The sequence below is a fragment of the Streptomyces sp. NBC_01283 genome (assembly GCF_041435335.1).
Taxonomy (GTDB): domain Bacteria; phylum Actinomycetota; class Actinomycetes; order Streptomycetales; family Streptomycetaceae; genus Streptomyces.
In genome coordinates this window covers 7,287,061-7,301,117 of the sequence record NZ_CP108430.1, presented here as the reverse complement: position 1 = coordinate 7,301,117, position 14,057 = coordinate 7,287,061, and the positions used below count along the sequence as shown (strand labels likewise).

General features: G+C 71.7%; 11 protein-coding genes. 4 read left to right on the top strand and 7 right to left on the bottom strand.

Translation table 11 applies throughout. The features are described 5' to 3' along the window. The first annotated feature begins 10 nt into the window (after window positions 1-10). Window positions 11-649: a hypothetical protein gene (locus OG302_RS33080; protein WP_371530122.1), complete on the top strand. Its 639-nt coding sequence runs from the start codon at window positions 11-13 to the stop codon at window positions 647-649. Window positions 650-755: 106 nt separating this feature from the next. On the opposite strand, the gene OG302_RS33075 is transcribed toward OG302_RS33080, so the two are convergent. The 5 genes from OG302_RS33075 to OG302_RS33055 form a co-directional block, all read right to left on the bottom strand. Continuing rightward, window positions 756-3,815, bottom strand: a complete 3,060-nt coding sequence (locus tag OG302_RS33075; protein WP_371530121.1) for an NPCBM/NEW2 domain-containing protein — start codon at window positions 3,813-3,815, stop codon at window positions 756-758. Between the two features lie 103 nt (window positions 3,816-3,918). Then, window positions 3,919-5,148, bottom strand: coding sequence for a cysteine--1-D-myo-inosityl 2-amino-2-deoxy-alpha-D-glucopyranoside ligase (gene mshC, locus OG302_RS33070; protein WP_361834108.1), 1,230 nt, complete (start codon window positions 5,146-5,148; stop codon window positions 3,919-3,921). Between the two features lie 153 nt (window positions 5,149-5,301). Next, window positions 5,302-6,147 (bottom strand): SCO1664 family protein, encoded by an 846-nt coding sequence (locus OG302_RS33065; protein ID WP_371530120.1) that lies wholly within the window; start codon window positions 6,145-6,147, stop codon window positions 5,302-5,304. Then, on the bottom strand, window positions 6,111-6,701 hold the full coding sequence (locus tag OG302_RS33060) for a DUF3090 domain-containing protein (protein WP_371530119.1): 591 nt from the start codon (window positions 6,699-6,701) through the stop codon (window positions 6,111-6,113). Before OG302_RS33060 ends, OG302_RS33065 begins: the two co-directional genes overlap by 37 nt. A gap of 81 nt (window positions 6,702-6,782) precedes the next feature. Continuing rightward, a complete protein-coding gene (locus OG302_RS33055; RefSeq protein ID WP_371530118.1) occupies window positions 6,783-7,469 on the bottom strand; it encodes a histidine phosphatase family protein in 687 nt (228 codons plus the stop codon). 62 nt (window positions 7,470-7,531) lie between these two features. Here OG302_RS33055 and corA point away from each other — a divergent pair, with 62 nt between their 5' ends. Next, window positions 7,532-8,530, top strand: coding sequence for a magnesium/cobalt transporter CorA (corA, locus tag OG302_RS33050; RefSeq protein ID WP_371750307.1), 999 nt, complete (start codon window positions 7,532-7,534; stop codon window positions 8,528-8,530). 12 nt (window positions 8,531-8,542) lie between these two features. Here corA and OG302_RS33045 read toward each other — a convergent pair whose 3' ends face one another. Both OG302_RS33045 and OG302_RS33040 read right to left on the bottom strand, forming a co-directional pair. Beyond that, complete coding sequence (locus OG302_RS33045; protein WP_371750306.1) at window positions 8,543-9,331, bottom strand: ferritin-like domain-containing protein; 789 nt, start codon at window positions 9,329-9,331, stop codon at window positions 8,543-8,545. A gap of 224 nt (window positions 9,332-9,555) precedes the next feature. Further along, on the bottom strand, window positions 9,556-10,605 hold the full coding sequence (locus OG302_RS33040; protein WP_371530117.1) for an LLM class F420-dependent oxidoreductase: 1,050 nt from the start codon (window positions 10,603-10,605) through the stop codon (window positions 9,556-9,558). Between the two features lie 177 nt (window positions 10,606-10,782). On the opposite strand from OG302_RS33040, the gene OG302_RS33035 reads away from it, so the two are divergent. Beyond that, the gene (locus OG302_RS33035) at window positions 10,783-11,763 is read left to right on the top strand and encodes an aldo/keto reductase (protein ID WP_371530116.1); all 981 of its coding nucleotides are present in this window, start codon (window positions 10,783-10,785) and stop codon (window positions 11,761-11,763) included. Further along, window positions 11,760-14,030, top strand: coding sequence for a helix-hairpin-helix domain-containing protein (locus OG302_RS33030; protein ID WP_371530115.1), 2,271 nt, complete (start codon window positions 11,760-11,762; stop codon window positions 14,028-14,030). The genes OG302_RS33035 and OG302_RS33030 overlap by 4 nt, the downstream gene beginning before the upstream one ends. Window positions 14,031-14,057: the final 27 nt, after the last annotated feature.

Genomic DNA, 14,057 nt, shown 5'->3' with positions numbered 1-14,057 from the left:
TGGCATCCGCATGAGCACCACCCCGCACATGAGTCCCATGCAGCAGCAAGGCCAGCAGTACGGACCGCAGCAGCAGTTCAGCCCCGGGCAGGGGCAGCAGCAGGGGCAGCAGCAGGGCCCGAGCACCGCGCCGCCGCAGCAGTCCGGCCAGCAACAGCAGTACCAGCAGCAGCCGTTCGGCCAGCAGCCCTACGGACAGCGCCAGTTCGCCCCGCAGGGCATGCGCGGCGTGCAGGGAACGCAGGGGATGCAGGGGATGCAGGGCATGCAAGGGGCCCAGGGCATGCAGCAGCCGGTCCCGCCGCACCTCCAGCAGCAGCTCCAGCAGCTCGGCCAGCAGCAGCCCTACCAGCAGCTGCTCCAGCAGCTCGGCCAGGAGAGCGTCCCGCAGGCGCAGGCACCGGAGATCTCCACACAGGCGGTCTCGTCGGGCATCGCCGTGTCGTTCTGGGACGTCATCCAGCCCCTGCCGGGCCAGTCGGTGGTCCTCTACCTGCTGATCGACAACACCTGGAAGGCGTTCATCAACCCGAGTCAGCAGACCCACGACGCGGTCCAGGAAGCCTTCGCCTACGGCCAGCAGGTGATCGGCTACTACGACACCACCAACCCGTCCTATCTCGTGGCCATCGTGATCACGCCGAAGTGACGTACTGCTGAGTGACACACGGCTCAAGTGGCGTACAGGTGGCGGCACATACGGCGGCGCCGGGCGGAGTCCTTCCCGCCCGGCGCCGCTCCCTGCCGGTGACCGGCTACGCGCAGCTGAACTTCGCCGCCGCCCAGTCCCCGTGGTCCCCGCTCTTGGAGCCGTTGGTATCAGTCACCTTCAGCTCCACGTGCCGGGCGCCGCTCACGTCGACGTCCACCGGGACGGTCGCCGAAGCGCCCGTCACCTTGGGCGAGGTCCACAGCACCTTGCCGTCGGCCTCGACGGAGAAGGCCACCTCTCCGTAGCCGTTGATCTCGTCGTCGATGCCCACGTCGGCGGTGAACCGCCCGCACTTGCCGCCCGTGTAGACCTCGATGACGGAGTCGGCGTGGGTGCCGATCCCCTTCTCGTACGTCTTGCCCGCGAGGGTCAGCGTGTGGCCGTCCCCGGCGCCCGACTCGCCGTTGCTGCGGTCGCGTTCGGCGGGACCGTAGCCGTTGGTGGACTTCAGCCACACCAGGTCGCTGGCCCAGGCGTCGGCCGAGGGCGCCGGTGGCATGACGTCGACCGCGATCCGCTGGGTGGCGGTGCGGTCCTGGCCCGCCGCGCGGTAGTGGGCCGTCGCGGTGAGCGGCTGTTCGCCGGGGTCGGCGCCCTTGGGCGGAGTGACGGCGACGTCGACGCGGCGCGTGGTGCCCGCCGGGACGCGGTCGGCGTGGGCGGTGCCCGCGGTCCAGCCCTCGGGCACGTCCAGGGTGACGTCGACGCCGGTGGCGTCCCGCTTGCCCGCGGTGACGTCGACGGCGACCTTGCCCGCCGCACCCGCGCCGAGTTCCTGACCGGCGGGGGCGCTCACCGAGGCGGCCGCGCCGGGCACGGCACCGCCGACCGCGCTGGTGTCGTCGAGCTCAAGATCGAAGGCGCGGTCCGTGCGGAGCGCCGCCGTCTTCACCTTCACGACACCACCCCGGTCGTCCCGGTCGTAGAACCAGCCCTGCGCGGCCTTCTCGTACGCCTCCTTCGAGGTGAGCCGGGGCAGCCTGTCACCGCCCAGCTCAACGCGGCTGGGCGCGTCACCGGTGTGCAGCGTGAAGGCGTAGGGCCGCTTGGTCTGCTTGCCGCTGAACTCCCCCTTGCTCGCGCCGATCCGCACCCGTACGTCGCCCGCGCCGGAGCGGGGCGCCTCCACGTCGGCACGCTGGGTGGCGTACTTGCCGTCGCGGTGCTGCCGGGTCACGCCGTCGTCCTCGTACAGCTCGAAGGAGGACTCCCCCTGCGGGTAGATGTCCCAGGCGAGCGGCGAGGTGGCGGTGCGGTCCTTGTAGGACCTGATGCCGGGCCACATCGGCACGCTGGCGCCGCCCTTGACGAAGAGCGGCAGGGTGTCGAGGGGCGCGCTGTAGTGGTCGACGGTCGTCGGCCCCTGGTACGTACGGCCGCTCCAGTAGTCGGTCCACGTGCCCTTGGGGAGGTAGATGCCGTCCCGGACGGTCGTGTCCTTGTAGACGGGCGCGACGAGGAAGTCCTCGCCCGCCAGGAACTCGTACTTCGCCGCGTCGGTGGCTGCCTTCGGGTCGTCGGGGTATTCGAGGGCCAGCGGGCGCGTGGCGCCGACGCCCGTCCTGGTCGCTTCCTGGCCGTACGAGTAGAAGTAGGGCAGCAGCGATTCGTGGAGCTTGAGGTACTTGCGGTTGATGGAGGTGTAGGGCTCGCCGTATCGGAAGGGCTGCTTGTCGTTGGCGGCCCAGCCGTCCATCGTCATCGTGACCGGCAGGAACGACTTCCACTGCAGGTCACGCGCGTACGTCTTGGCGCTGCCGCCGAAGATGCCGTCCACGTCGCCGGTCGTGTAGGCCATGCCGGACATGGTCGCGCCCGCGTAGGTCGGGATCTGCCAGCGGATGTACTCCCAGCTGCCGCTCTGGTCGCCGGACCACTGCACCCCGCAGCGCTGGGCGCCCGACCAGCTCTCCGGGGCCCAGGTGAAGCCGCGGGCGTCGCTGTTGTCCTCGATGCCCTTGTACGCGTCCTTGCAGCCGTCGAGCGCCTTCTTGTAGCCGTCGCCGACCCAGGCCACATCGAGCTTGGCGACGCGCTGGCCCGCCTTGACCTGGTCGGCGATCTTGTCGATGCCGTCCTCGGTCCACAGGCCCATCTGCATGTCGCGGTCCTGGAGGCCCTTGGCGGTCTCGGCGAGGTCTTCGTATCCGCAGCCGTAGCCGTCGTTGACGAGCATCCAGCCGTTGGGCATGTCGTGCTTCAGATACTCGTCGGCGACCTTCAGGGAGTCCAGGGTGTGCCGTTCGCCCTGGTTGGCGTTGTGGAGGTAGCAGTCGGCGTCGCCGATCTCCAGGCCGTAGACGGGCGGCAGGAAGGGCTTCCCGGTGAGCTTCGTGTACTGCCCTATGACTCCCTTGACGTCCTTGGCGCCGTCACCCGCGAAGTAGTAGGCGTCGAAGCGCTGTTCCTTGGCGCTGGCCGTCACCGGCTCGGCGAAGTCATAGGTGTTGGGGGCGTAGGTGTTGCGGAAGACTCCGTAGCCCTGCGAAGACACGTAGAACGGCACGGAGTTGGGGTGGCCGCCGTCGTCCCAGTTGTAGTCGACGCTCACCTCGACCTTCTTGCCCCGGTGCGAGGTGTTGCCCCGCCCGTTCTGCATCCCGGCGCCGTAGTACTGCTCGTCGGCGCCACGGGCCAGGCTCTGGGTGGTGGCGTCCTTGGTCCAGCTCAGGCCCTCGGACTCGGCCCAGACCTGGGTGCCGTCGGAGCGGTAGAGGGCGAAACGCAGGGGCGACTTGTAGGCGCGCAGGGTCACCTTGGAGGTGCTCAGTTCGTAACGGTCGCCCTTGTCGGCCCACTTGGTGCGCGGCGGGTCGCCCTGCGGCAGGACGATGTCCTTGCCCGTCGGGTCGGTGAACTCACCCTCGGGGGCGAGTTCGAGCCGGAACGTCTGCTGTGAGACAAAACTGACGCGGGCCACGGCCTTGCCCGCGGTGAGGCGGTAGACGGAGCCGTCGGCGGCGAAGTCCGTGACGTCCCCGACGGTGGTCGCGGGTTCATCGGCGGCCTGCGCGGCGCCGCCACCGGGACCGGCGAACACGGCGAGGAGGCCGAACAGGGCGGCGACGACGGCCGCCCGTCTGGAGCGGGTGGGTGATCTCATGGCCCGGTGTCTAGCGCCCCGGAGGGTGTGGAGGCCATGGACTTTGCCGAGCCGCTGCTGGACTCCTCGAAACGGAGTCCGGCGGCGGCCCGGCGAACGGGTCCTACAGGGCGACGCCGAGCAGCGCGTCCACGGCACGGGACACGACGCCGGGGGCGCCCTCTTCCGTGCCGCCATCGGCGGCCTGGCGGGCGGCCCAGGCGTCGACCGCGGCGAGCGCGGCCGGAGAGTCCAGGTCGTTGGCCAGGGCTTCGCGCATCTGCTCTACCACGGCGTCGGCGGAGGGTCCGTCGGGGCGCGAGACGGCGGCACGCCACCGGCCCAGGCGCTCCACGGCCTCGGTCAGGACGGAGTCGGTCCACTCCCAGTCGGCGCGGTAGTGGTTCGCCAGGAGCGCGAGGCGGATGGCGGCCGGGTCGGTCCCGTCCCGCCGCAGCTTCGACACGAAGACGAGGTTGCCCTTGGACTTCGACATCTTCGCGCCGTCCAGGCCGACCATGCCCGCGTGCACGTACGCCTTGGCGAAGGGGTGCTCGCCGGTGAGCGCCTGGGCGTGCGAGGCGCCCATCTCGTGGTGCGGGAAGGCGAGGTCGGACCCGCCGCCCTGCACGTCGAAGCCCATGCCCAGGTGGTCAAGGGCGATGGCCACGCACTCGATGTGCCAGCCGGGCCGGCCGCGGCCCAGCGAGGCCCCGTCCCAGCTCGGCTCGCCCTCGCGGGCGGCCATCCAGAGCATCGGGTCGAGCGGGTCCTTCTTGCCCGGACGGTCCGGGTCGCCGCCCCGCTCCGCGGAGAGCAGCTTCATCGCTGCGGCGTCGAGGCCGGACACCTCACCGAAGTGCGGGTCGGACTCGACCGAGAAGTAGACGTCGCCCTCGAGCTCGTAGGCGGCGCCCATGTCCCGGAGCCGTTCGACGAGCGGCACGATGCCGGGTATCGCCTCGACGGCTCCGATGTAGTGCTGCGGCGGGAGCAGCCGCAGGGCCGTCATGTCCTCGCGGAACAGGGCGGTCTCGCCCTCGGCGAGCTCCACCCAGTCCTTGCCGTCACGGATGGCGCGTTCCAGGAGCGGGTCATCCACGTCGGTCACGTTCTGGACGTAATGAACCTGCCGCTTGTTGTCGAGCCACACGCGCTGCACGAGGTCGAACGCGTTGTAGGTCGCCGCGTGACCCATGTGGGTCGCGTCGTACGGAGTGATGCCGCAGACGTAGATACGGGCGACGGGACCGGGGTCAAGGGTGACGAGACCACCGGTCGCGGTGTCGTGGATCCGGAGGTCGCGGCCCTTGCCAGGCAGGGCGGGGACCTCAGAAGCGGGCCAGGCATGCATGCCATGAGCCTAACCGGACGGAGCGTCCGTATACGAGTGGGGGCTGGCGGGGCACCTTGATCCGGGAATCACTGCAGAGCAGCCGCTCCCCTGGTGGGCAGGCGTTCCGCCCGCCCAAACGTGGGGGACGACACCATCGCCGCAGGGCCGCGCCTACACCGGCGGCCACGGAATCGCGGGCCACTCCCCGCCGGGCACGGGATGCTTCCCGGACGCCAGCAGGGCGTCCACGCGGGCGCGCACCGCGTCCAGCTCCGCCCCGGTGATCAGCTTCCCCAGCCGGAGGCCCAGCGGCGCCTCGTCCGCCAGCGCGCCCCGCAGGGACTCAAGGACCCCGACGGCCTCGGCGGTCAGCGGCTCCCCCGCCCACCCCCACAGGAGGGTCCGCAGCTTGTCCTCGGCGTTGAAGGTGACCCCGTGGTCGATGCCGTACAGGCGGCCCGCGTCGGTCAGCAGATGGCCGCCCTTGCGGTCCGCGTTGTTGATCACCGCGTCGAGCACGGCGAGCCGCCGCAGCCGCTCGTCGTCCGCGTGCACGAGAAGCGCCGTACGCCCCTCCCCCACATCGGCGAAGCCGATCGCCTTCCAGCCCTCACCGGGCTCCGCGCCCTCGACCAGGGCCAGCAGCTCCCCACCGTCCTCGGAGGACTCCGGGTCGGTGTCCGAGCCCTCGATCCACAGCTGGCACATGCCCTCGCCGTGCGGCCCGTCCCGCAGGACCGTCGGCGGGACCAGGCCCCACCCCGTCGCCTCGGAAACCTCGTACGCGGCCACCTCGCGCTGTGCGAGCGTCCCGTCGGGGAAATCCCACAGGGGCCGCTCCCCGGCGACCGGCTTGTAGACGCAGGCGGCCTCCCGGCCCTCGTACGCGACGGAGCAGTAGAGCACCGCGTTCGAGGCCTCCCGGATCCGCCCCCGCACGGTCAGCTCACCGCGGGAGAGCAGCTCCATGGCGTCGGAGGTCACGCTCCCCGCCGGTATCCGTTCTGCCGCGGGCATACGTGTCCTTCCGGGTCGAGCGGGAGACTGCACAGCGGGCACGGCGGCCGGCCCGCGTTCACGACGTCCAGGGCGCGCCTGGCGAACGCGCGCGCCTGCACCCCGGAGAGCCGGACGCGCAGCATCGGCGGCCCGTTCTCCTCGTCCTGCAGAAGCCTTTCCTCGGCTTCCGCGAGATCCTCGTCGGACTCGGCGTCCAGCTCGACCAGAGCCTGCGCCTCGACGATCATCCGCTCCTCGTCGCCGTCCCAGGCGAGCGCCATCGTGCCGACGCGGAACTCCTCCTCGACCGGCGAGTCCAGGGGCGCGCTGTCACTGACCTCGGAGGGGGCCACCGCGGGCACGGGGGTGTTGCCGCCACTGCGGCGCACCACCTCGTCGAGCAGCTCTTCCATGCGTTCGGCGAGGGCGGCCACCTGGGTCTTCTCCAGGGCGACGCTGGTCACCCGGCCACCGGCGGAAGCCTGGAGGAAGAAGGTACGCCGTCCGGGGAGTCCGACCGTTCCGGCCACGAAGCGTTCCGGCGGGTCGTAGAGGAACACCTGACGCGACACGTCCTGTCTCCATTGGGATCGACTGCGGTTGATCATTTGCGCCTGTTCGGCGCGACGACTGCACCCTACTGCGGGTGACGATCACGGTGCTCCCGTGTCGCCCCCCACCGCCGCGTCGCTGCCCGACGGCTCCACGCGGGGCGCGAGCGACCCGAAGTCGCCGGTGTCCCCCAGGCGTACGAGGAAGGGGCGCAGCCGCGTGAAACGGATGGCGGTGACGGAACAGGGCTCCACGGAGATGCGCTGGAAGAGATCCAGATGGAGGCCGATGGCGTCCGCGACAAGGGACTTGATGATGTCGCCGTGCGAGCACATGAGGTAGACGGCGTCCGGGCCGTGGTCGCGCTCCACGCGCGCGTTCCACTCGCGTACCGCCTCGGCCGCCCGCGTCTGCATGGCGCGCATGGACTCGCCGCCGGGGAAGGCGGCAGCCGACGGATGCTGCTGTACGACCTCCATGAGCGGCTCGTCGGACAGCTCGGCGAGCTTGCGGCCCGACCAGTCGCCGTAGTGGCACTCCCCGATGCGGTCGTCGGTGTGCGCCCGCAGGTCCGGCCGGGCGGCGAGCAGCGGCGCGACGGTCTCCTGGCAGCGCTGCAGGGGGCTCGTGACGACTTCGGCGAGCGGCAGGTCCGCGAGGCGTCCGGGGAGCGCGGCGGCCTGTGCGGCGCCGCGCTCGTCCAGGGCCACGCCGGGGGTCCACCCGGCGAGCAGACCCGCGGTGTTGGCGGTGGATCGTCCGTGCCGGACGAGGATCAGCGTGGGCATGCGGGCCAGCCTAAGCCGCCGACGGGGTGCGCCCCGGGCAGAGGTTAGGAAGAATGCGCTCCGTGATCGTGGACTGCGCGATGTACCGGGACGGCCGCCGGAGCGAGTGCGAGGCGGACTTCTCCGATGCGCTCGACGAGGCGCGCGCCGCCGGTGACGCGTTCGTCTGGGTGGGCCTGCACGAACCGACGGAGGAGGAGTTCGACGAGGTCAGCAGGGAGTTCGGGCTGCATCCGCTGGCCGTGGAGGACGCCCTGAAGGCGCATCAGCGGCCCAAGCTGGAGGTGTACGACGACTCGCTGTTCGTGGTCCTGAAGCCGGTCGTCTACGAACCGGACAGCGACGCCGTCTCCTCGGGCGAGGTCATGGTCTTCATCGGCGATGCCTTCGTGGTGACGGTCCGGCACGGCGAGGGCTCGCCCCTGGGTGTCGTACGCCACCGCATGGAGGCGGACCACCAGATGCTCAAGCACGGCCCCACGTCCGTCCTGTACGCGGTCGCGGACGCCACGGTCGACCACTACCTGGACGTCGCGGGCGAGCTGCAGACCGATCTGGAGGAGCTGGAGGCGGAGGTCTTCTCGCCCGACAACGGCGGCAGCCGCAACACGGCGTCCCGGATCTACCGGTTCAAGCGGCAGATCGTCGAGTTCCGCAGGGCCACCGGACCGTTGGCGATGCCCATGATGCGCCTCTCCGGAACGGGCCCTTTCGCGCCTGACGTGCCGTTCGTGAAGGACACGGCCCAGCCGTTCTTCCGGGACGTCAGCGACCATCTGACGCGCGTGAACGACTGGGTGGACAGCCTCGACCGGCTGGTCTCCGACATCCTCTCCGCGCACCTGGCGCAGATGAGCGTGCGGCAGAACGACGACATGCGGAAGATCTCTGCGTGGGCGGCCATGGCCGCGGTCCCCACCATGATCGCGGGGGTCTACGGCATGAACTTCGACCACATGCCGGAGCTGCACTGGCTCTGGTCCTACCCGGCCGTGATCCTGCTGATGGTCGCGCTCGAGGTCTTCCTCTACCGGCTGTTCAAGCACCGCGGCTGGCTCTAGCGGGCGGCGGGTTCACGCGAATCCGGCCGCCGACGTGGCGGGTCCGCCGAGGGCGTCGCGCCGCTCGGGCGGCTTCAGGGACACCATCCGCCGCCAGCCGCCGAACCGTTCGTACCCGTAGATGGCCTGGATGCCCGAGGCGAGCGCCGCGGACTTGGGCTTCGGCCAGCCGAGGATGCGTGCCATGTGGCTCATCACGGCGATGCTCACGTCCCGGTACACGCGCGTCTCGGCCCGTGCGCACTCGTGCAGGGTGTCCAGGATCGTCCGCCCGTGTCCCGCCGCCGCCAGGCGCAGCAGTTCCTCGTGGCAGTACGCCAGGTGGTTGTCCTCGTCGCGGCAGATCATCGTGACGGCCCTGCCGACCTCGGGATGGTCCCCGAAGTACTTGGCCAGCATGTCCATCTGGTCGGAGGCGCGCTGTTCGGTGACGCGGCTGTGCGCGAGGTAGACGACGACGTCCCGCTCGGTCAGCGGCTCCTCACGGCGCAGCTTCTCGTGCGTCAGACCGATGCCCCGCTGCTCCAGGAGCATGGTGTAGTCGGTCTCGGGCGGGACCGGCACGGGATCGAGGCCGCGCTTCTTCAGCAGGGCGTTGAAGATCCGCCCGTGCTTGTCCTCGTCGGCTCCGTGCCGGGTGACCTTGGCGGTGAGGGCGCGCTGGCCCTCGGGGAGGAGCGCCGCGATGCGCGCGTTCTCCCAGCCGCCCTGGGACTCCCCGCTGGCGGCGATGGAACAGAAGAGCTGGAACGACTCGTCGTTGTCGAGGATCTCCTCGAAGACACTCCTGGCCGACAGCATCAGTGGCACCTCCATGCCCTCCACGCGAACCTCCGCAAAGAGCAAGTCAAATGCGGTGGCGCGGGCATGGCAACAGATGCCGGGGCCGGCTCCGCCAAACGAAGGACGGTTGCCCCCGGACGGGGCCGTAACCGAGGGGCGTGGTGACGCGTTGTGCCCCGTGACGGCCGTGGCGGGGAAGACCCCCGAGCCCCCACCACGGCCGCAGAACCTCTCCCTCCGGGTTACGCGAGACCAGCGCGCTCCAGCGCCTGCGTACCCGCGCGCAGGGCCGTGATCCGCTCGTCCAGCGTGAATCCGGCCGGCGCCAGCGTCAGCGTGGTGACCCCGGCAGCCGCGTAGGCCTGCATCCGCTCGGCGATGCGGTCCACGGAGCCGAGGAGCGTCGTCGAGTCGATCAGCTCGTGCGGCACCGCTGCCGCCGCGCCCGCCTTGTCACCGGCCAGGTACTTGTCCTGGATCTCGGCCGCTTCCTTCTCGTAGCCCATGCGCTGGGCGAGCTGGTTGTAGAAGTTCTGCTTGCGGCTGCCCATGCCGCCCACGTAGAGGGCGGTGTAGGGGCGGAACATGTCCGCGAGGCCCCTGATGCCGTCGCCCACCGCGAGCGGCACCGTCGGGACGACGTCGAAGCCGTCCATCGTCTTGCCCGCCTTCTCGCGCCCCGCGCGCAGGTGACGGATCGCGGTCTCCTCCAGGTGCTCGGCCGCAGGGAAGATCAGCAGGGCGCCGTCGGCGATCTCACCGGTCTGCTCCAGGTTCTTGGGGCCGATCGCGGCGACGTACAGCGGGATGTGCTCGCGCTCCGGGTGGACGGTGAGCTTGAGGGGCTTGCCCGGCCCGTCCGGCAGCGGCAGCGTCCAGTGCTCGCCCTCGTAGCTGAGGCGCTCGCGCGTCATCGCCTTGCGGACGATCTCGACGTACTCGCGGGTGCGGGCCAGCGGCTTGTCGAACTTGACGCCGTACCAGCCCTCGGAGACCTGCGGCCCCGAGACGCCCAGGCCGAGGCGGAAGCGGCCGCCGGAGAGCGAGTCGAGCGTGGCGGCCGTCATGGCGGTCATCGCGGGCTGCCGGGCCGGGATCTGGAAGATCGCGGATCCGATGTCGATGCGTTCGGTCTGTGCGGCCACCCAGGACAGCACCGTCGCGGCGTCCGAGCCGTAGGCCTCGGCGGCCCAGCAGACCGCGTAGCCGAGCTTGTCGGCCTCCTTGGCGACGGCGAGGTTGTCCGCGTCCATCCCCGCGCCCCAGTAGCCGAGGTTGATCCCGAGCTGCATGGCCGAATCCCCTTACTGAGCAGTAACGTCCCTGTGCCGGGGACTGTAGCGCGTGGCCCCGGGGACCGTCATCGGCAGGCGGGCGGGCCGAGGGTCCGGGTGGCCGGGTTCTCCACAGTCCCAGGTTTGTCCACAGCCCCTCACGCCGCTGGAGGACGGCCAGTAATCTCAGCGCCCATGGAGCAGAGGCATCTCGGCCGTACCGGCCTTCGCGTGTCCCGGATCGGACTCGGCACCCTGACCTGGGGGCACACCCAGGAGAGCGACGCCGCCGATCTGTTGAAGGTGTTCTGGGAAGCCGGCGGCAGCCTCGTCGACACAGCCGATGTGTACGGCGACGGGGAGGCGGAGTACCTGCTCGGCCGACTCATAGAACGGCTCGTGCCGCGGCGCGACCTGGTCATCGCGACCAAGGCGGGCAGCGTGCCCGATCCCGACCGCCGCTTCGACGGCTCACGGGGTCACCTCCTCTCCGCGCTCGACGCGTCCCTCGCCCGCCTGGGCACGGATTACGTGGACCTGTGGCAGCTGCACGCCTTCGACCCCAGCACGCCCCTGGACGAGACGCTCCAGGCCCTGGACATAGCCGTCAGCAGCGGCCGGGCGCGCTATGCGGGCATCTCGAACTTCTCCGGCTGGCAGCTCGCCAAGGCGGCGACGTGGCAGCTCGCCGCCCCGGGGACCCGGACCCGCCTGGCCAGCACGCAGATGGAGTACTCGCTGCTGCAGCGGGGCGTCGAACGGGAGCTGCTGCCGGCCGCGATGGATCTCGGCGTGGGGCTGCTTCCTTCGTCGCCGCTCGGCCGCGGCGTGCTCACCGGGAAGTACCGCCACTCCACCCCGGCCGACTCGCGCGGTGGCTCGGAGCACTTCGCGCCGTTCGTCGCGCCCTATCTCGACGACGCCGCGAGCCGCATCGTCGACGCGCTCGCCACGGCGGCGGACGGCCTCGCGGCCACACCGCTCCAGGTCGCTCTCGCCTGGGTGCGCGACCGCCCCGGAGTGACCGCGCCGATCGTCGGCGCGCGCAACGCGCAGCAGCTCACGGCCGCATTGTCAGTGGAGACCCTTAGTCTTCCTGACGAGATCTGCCAGGCGCTCGACGACGTGTCGGCGCCCGTGCACCGTTACCCCGATCAGGACTGGAGCACGCTGTGAGTACGGAGCCGGAAACCGCTGCCGCGGAGGAAGCGGAGGCTGCCGCCCCGGAGGAAACCGGGCCGCAGGCACCGGAGGCCGAGCACGCCACCGACACCGCCACAGCCGCCACCGCCCCTGACGGATCGTCCGAAGCGGCGGGCTCCGCCGATCCTGAGGCGGCCGATCCGGATGCCACCGGGCCTGACGCCGCCGTGGAAGGCGAAGCTGCTGTCGCCGAGAGCAAGGAGCTGTCGGAGACCGAGGCGGAGATCGCTGCCCAGCGAGAGCTTCAGGAGCGGATCGCCGAGCGGAAGGCCGCCAAGCAGGGGCCGGTGGACGCCGGGGCCAAGCTCAGCGGCACGGCCGCCGATCTGCTGGCCGCCGTGCGCGCGGTGGAGAGCGGCGAGAAGCCGGTCGTCAGCGCCTTCAGCGAGCCCGAACCCGCGCCCCGCAGGGCCGTGCGGGAGCCTGTGCGACAGCCTCAGCCCGTCGCGGCGCCCACCTCGGGCGGCCCAGGCGACGAAGCCGTGGAAGCGGTCCGTGCCGTGCTCACCGACGGAGGCGCACCCGCCACCCTGGCCGCGCGCGCGGCCGCGGTGCTCGGCGAGGGCGCGGACATCCAACTGCGCGAAGATCCCTGGCAGTTGCTGCGGGTCGGTGGCGTGCGCACGGAGCAGGCCGACGGATTCGCGCGGGCGCTGCTCGGCGCGGAGTGCGGGCCCGACGACGAGCGCAGGGGACGCGCGATCACCACCTGGCTCCTTGAGCAGGCGGCCGTCGCGGGCCATACGGCCCTGGACGCGGCGGCGCTCACCACCGCGCTCGGGCAGCGCGCCGTGCCCGATCCGGACGCGGCGGTGCAGAGCGCCATCGCGGAGGGCGACATCCTGGTCTTCCAGGACGCCATCGAGACGCCGGGCGCACCGGCCCCCGCGGCCCCCGTGCAGGAAGACGGCGACGGCGAGGGCGAGGAGACCGAGCAGCCGGTCCGCGTCCTGGTCGGCCTCGAGCAGTACGCCCTCGCGGAGGAAAGCCTCGCCGACGGGCTCGCCCGGGTGATCAATTCCCTGCCCAAGGAAGAGGGTTCGGTCCCGCGGGCCGCCGACTGGGAGTCCGCGGCGGGCGAGTCCTCGGGTTCCACCGCCGAGCTGATCCGCGCGGTGGCCGGTCACGGTCTCGTCCTGCACACCGGCGGCGAGGCGGCCCGCGCCGAGCCCGCCGCGCTGGTGAGGGCCGCGGCCGCTCTCGGCCTGCGGGCCTGGGCGGCCACGCACAGCTCCGCGGGACGCCGACGCGTCGCCGGGCTCGTCGGCGCCGACGCGGACGGGGCGGGCGCCGCGACCGTGGCGGGGCTGCTCTCCGGTGCGGAGGGCCCCGGACGGGACAGGGACGGCGCACTCGACCTGGACCTCCTGGTGGTCCTGGACGCGCCGCAGCTGGACGTGGAGACCGCCGCGATGCTGGTGGAGTCACTCCCTGACGGCGCCCGCCTGGTGCTCAGCGGCGATCCGGGAGTGCTGTGGTCGGCGGGCCCCGGCCGGGTCTTCGCGGACCTCACCGCGGCGCGCTGCTGCCCCCAGGTCGTCTCCCGCGTCCCCGACCCCGGGCCCATCGGGGAGCTGGTCTCCGGCATCGGCATCGGCGAGCTGAACCAGGTCGAGGCGCCGGGCAAGGAAGTCGTGATCGTCCCGGTCCGCGACGCGGGCGAGGCGGTCCACCGGACGGTGCAGCTCGTGGCGGACTCGGTGCCCCGGGCGATCGGGGTGCCACCGGAGGACACCCAGGTGATCACTCCGGGGCACGGCGGCGCCGCGGGCACCCGCGCCTTGAACACCGCGCTCAAGGAGCGGTTGAACCCCGGCCCCGGCCGGTTCGGCGGCTTCGACCCCGGCGACCGCGTCGCCCACGTACCGGCGCCCGGACGCACGATCCTGGGCCGGGTGCTGCGCGCCGACGCGGAGGGGCTGCACCTGGAGTGTGACGGCGCCCCCGTCGTCGTACCGAAGGAGCAGGTGGAGCAGATGGTGCGGCACGCCTGGGCGCTCACCGCACACCAGGCCGTCGGCCTGAGCTGGCCCGCGGCGGTCGTGGTGCTGCCCGGCGACGCGGCAGCGGCCCTGAGCAGGCCGTGGGTCTACACCGCGTTCAGCCGCGGCGAGCGGCACCTGTCGGTGGTCCAGGGCGCGGAGCAGGCGCTGCCGCGCGCGGTGGCGGAGATCCCCGCGAAGGCCCGTACGACGCGCCTGCAGACCCTGCTGCGCCCCCAGGTGCCCGCCACGGCGTGAGCCGGGCAGCCGGACGCACACGAGCGG